This is a genomic window from Leisingera sp., assembly GCF_982940295.1.
This window is the reverse complement of the sequence record NZ_CEYXRG010000027.1, coordinates 50,154-57,790: the sequence shown is the minus strand read 5'-3', so window position 1 is coordinate 57,790 and position 7,637 is coordinate 50,154. Positions and strand designations below refer to the sequence as shown.

The 7,637-nt window shown below is 64.3% G+C and carries 7 protein-coding genes; 3 read left to right on the top strand and 4 right to left on the bottom strand.

Annotation, left to right across the window (positions count from 1 at the left end):
* Positions 1-185: 185 nt before the first annotated feature.
* Entirely contained in the window at positions 186-809 is a 624-nt protein-coding gene (gene msrQ / locus AC4HIX_RS19065; RefSeq protein WP_490400144.1) for a protein-methionine-sulfoxide reductase heme-binding subunit MsrQ, read from the bottom strand.
* An 11-nt stretch (positions 810-820) separates the two neighbouring features.
* Complete coding sequence (gene msrP / locus AC4HIX_RS19060; protein WP_490400143.1) at positions 821-1,741, bottom strand: protein-methionine-sulfoxide reductase catalytic subunit MsrP; 921 nt, start codon at positions 1,739-1,741, stop codon at positions 821-823.
* 260 nt (positions 1,742-2,001) lie between these two features.
* Between msrP and AC4HIX_RS19055 the strand changes: the two genes are divergently transcribed.
* Both AC4HIX_RS19055 and AC4HIX_RS19050 read left to right on the top strand, forming a co-directional pair.
* A complete protein-coding gene (locus AC4HIX_RS19055) occupies positions 2,002-2,439 on the top strand; it encodes a DUF302 domain-containing protein (RefSeq protein ID WP_490400142.1) in 438 nt (145 codons plus the stop codon).
* Between the two features lie 89 nt (positions 2,440-2,528).
* The gene (locus AC4HIX_RS19050; RefSeq protein WP_490400141.1) at positions 2,529-3,098 is read left to right on the top strand and encodes a hypothetical protein; all 570 of its coding nucleotides are present in this window, start codon (positions 2,529-2,531) and stop codon (positions 3,096-3,098) included.
* 31 nt (positions 3,099-3,129) lie between these two features.
* Here AC4HIX_RS19050 and AC4HIX_RS19045 read toward each other — a convergent pair whose 3' ends face one another.
* Both AC4HIX_RS19045 and clpB read right to left on the bottom strand, forming a co-directional pair.
* Complete coding sequence (locus AC4HIX_RS19045; protein ID WP_490400140.1) at positions 3,130-3,771, bottom strand: TVP38/TMEM64 family protein; 642 nt, start codon at positions 3,769-3,771, stop codon at positions 3,130-3,132.
* Between the two features lie 155 nt (positions 3,772-3,926).
* Positions 3,927-6,545, bottom strand: coding sequence for an ATP-dependent chaperone ClpB (gene clpB / locus AC4HIX_RS19040; protein WP_490400139.1), 2,619 nt, complete (start codon positions 6,543-6,545; stop codon positions 3,927-3,929).
* 343 nt (positions 6,546-6,888) lie between these two features.
* On the opposite strand from clpB, the gene pyrF reads away from it, so the two are divergent.
* A complete protein-coding gene (gene pyrF / locus AC4HIX_RS19035; protein WP_490400138.1) occupies positions 6,889-7,605 on the top strand; it encodes an orotidine-5'-phosphate decarboxylase in 717 nt (238 codons plus the stop codon).
* Positions 7,606-7,637 lie beyond the last annotated feature (32 nt).

Here is a 7,637-nt window from a genome sequence, read left to right as displayed (position 1 = left end):
GCAGCTTACCCCCAGACTCACCGGCCTTATCCACAGACTCAACCGCCCGGAATCGAGAATCCGCCCCCTTCCTCTTGCCAAAAATACCCCGGGGGAATCTGGCCAAAGGACAAAGGGGGCAGAGCCACAAACACAAAAGGACGGCCAAAGGGCCGACCTTCAGACGCATTCCGATAGCTCCGGCTCTAGGTCCTGCTCGAAACCAGCGCCCCCGATGCCTGTCTCAGCCAGCGGAAGCCAGCGATGCGCAGCGCCAGCAGGAATAGCACCAGACCCAGGTAGATCAGCGGCTCGATCTGAAAGCCCTTTGCCACCATCACAAAGTGCACTGCGCCCAGCACAGCAGCGGCATAGGTCAGCCGGTGCAGCCGGGACCAGGCGCGGCCAAGTTTGCGGACCGCAAAATTGTTGGATGTCAGCGCCAGCGGCAGCATCAGGAAAAAGGCGCCCATGCCGATGGTGATATAAGGACGCTTGGCAATGTCGGTGAGGATCTGACTCAGGATCTGGACATCCAGCACAAGCCAGACCAGCAGATGGCACAGGACGTAAAGGAAGCACAGCAGCCCGATTGCCCTTCGGAACTTCATAAGGTTGAGGCCCAGCAGGCGGCGCAGCGGGGAGATGGCCAGCGTCACGATCAGAAGCTGCAAGGCCAGCTCGCCATATTCATGCTCCAGCGCCTTGATCGGCTCTACGCCGAGGCCGCCAGTCAAGCCAAGGTAGAACAGCCAGGGCGCCGGCAGGGCGCCTAGCAGATAGACTGTCCAGACGGGCAGGCGCCGGAGAAGCCGATTTGCGATTTCCATCCGCGGCCCCCTTAGAAGTACTTACCCAGATCCAAGTCGTCATACAGGGAGGCGACCTCCGCCTCGTACCCATTGAACATCAGTGTCGGCTGGCGGCGCGCGAATAGTCCGCCGCCGATGCGGCGCTCGCTGGCCTGGCTCCAGCGCGGATGCGAGACATTCGGGTTCACATTACTATAGAAACCGTATTCGCGCGGGTTGGCCATGTTCCAGCTGGCCGGCGGCTCCTCCTCGGTCAGGGTGATCCGCACCACCGACTTGATCGATTTGAAGCCGTATTTCCACGGCACCACCAGCCGCAGCGGCGCGCCGTTCTGGTTGGGCAGCGGTTTGCCGAAGATACCGGTCGCCATGATCGCCAGCGGATGCATCGCCTCATCCAGGCGCAGCCCCTCGCGGTAGGGCCAGTCCAGCACCTTGTAGACGGTGCCCGGCATTTCGGACGGGCGGTAGAGGGTCTCGAAGGCGACGTATTTCGCGCCCTCCTGCACACCAGCCAGATTCAGCAGGTCGGAAAGCTCGAACCCCTGCCAGGGAACAACCATCGACCAGGCCTCGACACAGCGGAACCGGTAGATGCGCTCTTCCAGCGTCATCTCGCCTAGGATCTGCTCAAAGGAATAGTCGCCCGGATTATCCACCAGCCCGTCGATAGTCACACTCCAAGGCTCGGTGGTCATCCGCTCCGCATATCTAGAGGGGTCCCCCTTACCGGTGCCGAACTCATAGAAGTTGCAATAACTGGTCACCTCTTCCCAAGTGTTAGGCTCCAGCTCCGCTTCCAGCTGTTCTGCTTCCGCCCGGGCCTGCGTGCCCAAGGCCGCCGCCAGGCCGGTGCCCGCCAGCCCTGCCATGATCCGGCGGCGGTTCCAGAACACAGCTTCCGGGGTTGCATCAGCATAGGTCAGATCATTGGTCCAGCGGCGGGCCATCAAGGTCTCCTGTTTAATGCGTCACATCAGAGGTAAAGGCGCCGTGCGCAAAACCCAAAACATATCCGGTCACGACTGCGCGAGAGGGTTGTAACGTAACCTCAAATCCTTCACCGGGTGTGAAAGCGGAACGCAGGAATCGTGGCCCGAGGCAATTTTCCCGGTGGCAAGACGGCCCCTCCCATGCAAACATCTACATATGTTTGACGCAACCGTCCGGGCCGGTGTTCCAGCCCAGCGGCCGTACAGGGAGACGAACCGTGAAAAAGCACATCGCCGCAGCCGCCCTTGCCCTCACCGCTCAGACCACCGCAGCGCAGGAGGCCGCGCTCTACACGACATCGCTGGCCTATGATGATGTGGTGTTTGGCCTTGAAAGCGCCATCACCAACCGCGGGCTTGTGATTGATCATGTCAGCCATGTGGGCGATATGCTGGAGCGCACCCGCGCCGATGTCGGCTCTGACGTTGTGCTGTTTCAAAGCGCGCAGGTGTTTTCCTTCTGCTCCGCCCAGCTGTCGCGCGAGGTGATGGAGGCGGATCCGATGAATATCTCCTACTGCCCCTATAACATCTTCGTGGCGCAGCTCCCGGACACGGAAGAGGTCAGCATCGGGTTCCGCTCCTTCCCCGAAGGAGAGATGCAGGTGATCCAGGACCTGCTGGACGGTATCGTGCAGGAAGCGATCGAAGAATAAGCCGCCGGCCGGGCATTTTCCCCGCTGCACAGGCTGCCGGATTTCATTATGCTGGCCGGAAACAGACTTTCCGGCACGGGCAGACCTTGATGAAATCCTTCCTTGTTTCCCTGATGACACTGGCCGCCGCTACGCTGGCAGGCTGTGCCTCCGCTCCCACAGCGTCCAAGAACAACGTCGAGGAGCTTTCCCTTGCTCTGCAGTCGATGGACCCTGAGGTCGACCCGGGCGAGGCGCGCCGGGCGGCGGAAATCGCCTACAGCTACTCCGCCCAGCTGGCCGAGCAGTATAATGTCACCACCTCACCGATCATCCACAACACGCTGGTAAACAGCGGCGTCAAGGAGCGCGGCGTTTGCGTGCATTACGCGGAGGACATGCAGGCCCGTCTCAATCAGGAGAACTTCAGGACGCTATCGATGCTGCGCGCCATCGCCGAGCCGAAAAGCGATTTCCGCATCGACCACTCTACCGCGGTGATCGCCGCCAAGGGCGACGGCATTTATGAGGGGATCGTGCTCGACCCCTGGCGCTACGGCGGCAAGCTCTACTGGTCGCAGACCACCGCGGACCCCCGTTATGACTGGGAGCCGCGCCTGGAGGTCCTGCGCCGGAAACAGGAACGCCGGATGGCCAAGGAAGCAGCGGCGGCCAGCTAATCCGCGCTCTTCCGCAACGCCCGGTCTGGCATCAGATCCTGGGCCGCGCCAGCCTGTGCATGGCCAACAGGACAATCAGCAACACGGCTGAAACCGCGGCCAGCACCGGCCAGTCCATACCCAGCATCCGCGCCCCAAACCAGGTGCACAGAAGCGTGGCCGGCAGGATGCCCAGCGCCGTGGTCCACACAAAGGTCCAAAGCCGAACCCGGGTCAGCCCAGCGGCATAGTTGATCAGGTTGAAGGCGATCACCGGGATCAGGCGCGCGGCCAGCAGCGCCAGCGCCCCCCGCTCCTCGGTCCAGACATCCAGCTGCCGTGCCTGCGCCTCGTTCATCCAGGCCCGCACCGTCTCCTGCCCCAGCCGGCGCGCCAGCCAAAAGGCGACCAGCGCCCCAAGCATCGCACCGGTCCAGATCAGCGCAGCCCCCAGCAGCGTGCCAAAGACCGCCCCCGCACACAGCGCCAGGATTTCCGCCGGGAACGGCACGAATGAATGCACCACCATCAAAACAATCACCGCCAGCGGCGCCCAAGCCCCTGTACTGCGCAGCCAGGCAACCATGTCCTCCATCGGGCGCGCCTGCCCGTCCAGCACATAGGCCGCCAGCGCGCCGCACAGCAGCACGAGGAGAAATGCGGCAAAGGCCGTTCTGCGCCTGATGCGGATCATAGAACCGGCGCCTGCGATTGGGACAGCTGCGAGTTTAGCGCTTTCCGCCTCTGCCGCAAAATGCGCGGTTCGGCAGATATGAAAAGGCCCGCCGCAATGGGCGGGTCTTTCCGGTGCACATCCTGCGCTTAAAGCGCGGCCGTTCCATGCACGGCTTAATGCACCACGGCATCATCGGGGCGCGGCCTGCCGCTGGTGCCCAGCCGCTTACCGATGATCAGCCCGTCGCTGCCGACCGTGACCGGGACGGTATCGCCGTCCTTGATCTCGCCGCCCAGCAAGGCCTCGGCCAGCGGATTTTGCAGCGCGCGCTGGATCACCCGCTTCAGCGGCCGGGCACCGAACACCGGGTCATAGCCCTCGTCCGCCAGCCAGGTCTTGGCCGCCTCGTCCAGCTCCAGCGTGATCTTGCGCCCTGCCAGCCGCTTGAGCAGCCGCGCCAGCTGGATCTCGACGATCCCGTCCATATCCCCGCGGTTCAGGCGGTCGAAGATGATGGTCTCATCCAGACGGTTCAGGAACTCGGGCCGGAAGTGGGCCCGCACCGCATCCATCACGTCGCGCTTGGCCTCCGACGCATCGGCGCCGTCCGGCAGCTGGCTCAACGCCTGCGCGCCAAGGTTCGAGGTCAGCACGATCAGCGTCTGCTTGAAATCGACGGTGCGGCCCTGGCCATCGGTCAGGACACCGTCGTCCAGCACCTGCAGCAGCACGTTGAACACATCCGGATGCGCCTTCTCGACCTCGTCGAACAGCACCACCTGATAGGGGCGGCGGCGGACAGCCTCTGTCAGCGCCCCGCCCTCGTCATAGCCGACATAGCCCGGAGGCGCGCCGATCAGCCGGGCGACCGAATGCTTCTCCATGTACTCCGACATGTCGATACGCACCATCGCGTGCTCGTCGTCGAACAGGAACCCGGCGACCGCCTTGGTCAGCTCCGTCTTACCCACGCCGGTCGGCCCCAGGAACAGGAAGGAGCCCAGCGGACGGTTCTCGTCATTCAGGCCCGCACGCGCCCGGCGCACCGAATTGGCAACCGCGGTGACGGCGGCGTTCTGGCCGATCACCCGGCGGTGCAGCTCATCTTCCATGCGCAACAGCTTCTCGCGCTCGCCCTCCAGCATCTTGGAGGTCGGGATGCCGGTCCAGCGCTCGACAACAGCGGCGATCTGCTCGGGGCGCACCGCCTCCTCAACCATCAGCCCCTGCTCTTCCTTCTGTTCAGCATCCGCCAGCTGCTTCTCCAGCCCCGGAATGACGCCATAGGACAGCTCACCGGCCTTGGCCAGGTTGCCCTCCCGCTTGGCGATGTCGAGCTCCGCACGGGCGCGGTCAAGCTGCTCCTTCAGGTCGCGGGCCGAGGCCAGCTTGTCCCGCTCCGACTGCCACTGCGCTGTCATCTGGGCGGACTGCTCCTGCAGCTCGGCCAGTTCCTTCTGCAGCTTTTCCAGCCGGTCCTTGGAGGCTGCATCGTCCTCCAGCTTCAGCGCCTCTTCCTCAATCTGCATCTGCAGGATCTGCCGGTCCAGCGCATCCAGTTCTTCCGGTTTCGAATCCACCTGCATCCGCAGGCGGGAGGCCGCCTCATCCACCAGGTCGATCGCCTTGTCCGGCAGGAAGCGGTCGGTAATATAGCGATTCGACAGCGTCGCCGCCGCCACCAGCGCCGCGTCGGCAATGCGCACGCCGTGGTGCAGCTCATACTTCTCCTTGATACCGCGCAGGATCGAGACGGTGTCCTCCACCGTCGGCTCGGTCACCATCACCGGCTGGAACCGGCGGGCCAGGGCCGCGTCCTTCTCCACGTACTTGCGGTATTCGTCCAAGGTTGTGGCACCCACACAGTGCAGCTCACCGCGCGCCAACGCCGGCTTGATCAGGTTCGCCGCATCCATGGCGCCATCGGATTTGCCCGCGCCCACCAGGGTGTGCATCTCGTCGATGAACAGAATGATCTCACCCGCAGCCTCGGTCACTTCGGTCAGCACCGCCTTCAGGCGCTCCTCGAACTCGCCGCGGTATTTCGCACCGGCAATCAGCGCGCCCATGTCCAGCGACAGCAGTTTCTTGTCGCGCAGGGATTCCGGCACATCGCCATTGATGATGCGCAGCGCCATGCCCTCGGCAATCGCGGTCTTACCAACGCCCGGCTCACCGATCAGGACGGGATTGTTCTTGGTCCGGCGGCTCAGCACCTGCATCGAGCGGCGGATTTCCTCGTCCCGGCCGATGATCGGGTCGATCTTGCCCTCGCGCGCCGCCTCGGTCAGGTCGCGGGCGTATTTCTTCAGGGCGTCATAGCCTTCCTCGGCCGTGGCCGAGTCGGCAGTGCGCCCCTTGCGGATGTCGTTGATCGCCTCGTTGAGCTTCTGAGCGGAAACCTCGCCCGCCTCCAGCGCCTCCTTGGCCTTCGACTTCACCATGCACAGCGCCATCAGAAGGCGCTCCACCGGCACAAAGCTGTCGCCCGCCTTCTCGGCAATCTTGGCGGCCTCATCCAGCACCTTGGCGGTCTGACCGTCCAGATAGATCTGTGCCGCATCGCCGCTCACCTTGGGCTGCTTGGCAACGGCCGCATCAACGGCCTCCGCCACGCGCGCCGGTGCGCCGCCCGCGCGGGAGATCAGGTTGCTTGCCAGCCCCTGATCGTCGTCCATCAAAGCTTTCAGAATATGCTCCGGCACCAGCCGCTGGTGCCCCTCGCGCATCGCAATGGTCTGCGCCGCCTGCACGAACCCCCGTGCACGCTCCGTGAACTTGTTCAAGTCCATCTTGCTCTCCTTTTTCAAGCGCCCGCGTTGCTGGCAGCGCCCGCTTTGCGGCACGCCCCGGTCCGGGCCTCGGCAATAAATGTGGGAAGCGATGCCGCCGCTTCAAGATCATCTTGCCCGCAAAAGGTGAGGAAATCCCTGACCTGCGTCAACTTTGCGCCCTGCCCGCCGCCCCGGGCGCAACCGCGCCGCGCGGCAGCGCGGCGCCGGACCCAAAATCTGCAACAGGCCCCGCCAGGGGCCTCTTCAGATGCGGGAGCACCCCGCTGCGCCTTGCCCAACCGCAGCCCCTTGCGTATGAAACGCCAGTTTCACGCCGAACCTGCCACAAAAGGACCCTGCCATGACCCAAGCCCCGCGCGCCGACGACCGCCTGATTGTTGCCATGGATGTCCCTGATGCGCTGGCGGGCCTGAAGCTCGCCGAACAGCTGGGCGATGCGGTCTCCTTCTACAAGATCGGCCTCGGTATGCTCACCGGCGGCGGGCTGGCGCTCGCCAATGAGCTCAAACAGGAGCACGGCAAGCGCATCTTCCTCGACATGAAGCTGTTCGATATCGGCGCCACCGTTGAAAATGCGGTGCGCGGCCTGGCGCAGTTCGACCTCGACTTCCTCACCGTGCATGGCGACCCTTACGTGGTGCGCTCCGCCAAGGAAGGCGCGGCAGGCAAGGACCTCAAGATCCTCGCCGTCACCATCCTCACCTCGCTCGACCGCCAGGACCTGGACGGGGCGCTGATCAAGGAGGGCGCGGTACAGGACTTGGTGCTTGAGCGCGCAGGCAACGCCTTTGCCGCCGGCGCCGACGGGGTGATCGCCAGCCCGCAGGAAGCCGCGCTGATCCGCGCCCTGCCCGAGGCTAAAGGCAAGCTGATCGTCACCCCGGGCGTGCGCCCCGCCGGTGCAGACCTTGGCGACCAGAAGCGCGTCGCTACTCCGGCCAGCGCCATTGCAGACGGCGCCGACCATATTGTCGTGGGCCGCCCGATCTGGAAAGCGGACAGCCCGCGCGCCGCGGCTGAGGCTATCCTGGCGGAGCTGGCCGGCGCAAACGCGTAAAGGCCCAGCCGTCGCACAGGCAGCCACTCACG

Coding starts and splice junctions, on each gene's coding strand:
- msrQ (WP_490400144.1), bottom strand. CDS start 809: ATGGAAATCGCAAATCGGCTTCTCCGGCGCCTGCCCGTCTGGACAGTC.
- msrP (WP_490400143.1), bottom strand. CDS start 1,741: ATGGCCCGCCGCTGGACCAATGATCTGACCTATGCTGATGCAACCCCG.
- AC4HIX_RS19050 (WP_490400141.1), top strand. CDS start 2,529: ATGAAATCCTTCCTTGTTTCCCTGATGACACTGGCCGCCGCTACGCTG.
- AC4HIX_RS19045 (WP_490400140.1), bottom strand. CDS start 3,771: ATGATCCGCATCAGGCGCAGAACGGCCTTTGCCGCATTTCTCCTCGTG.
- clpB (WP_490400139.1), bottom strand. CDS start 6,545: ATGGACTTGAACAAGTTCACGGAGCGTGCACGGGGGTTCGTGCAGGCG.
- pyrF (WP_490400138.1), top strand. CDS start 6,889: ATGACCCAAGCCCCGCGCGCCGACGACCGCCTGATTGTTGCCATGGAT.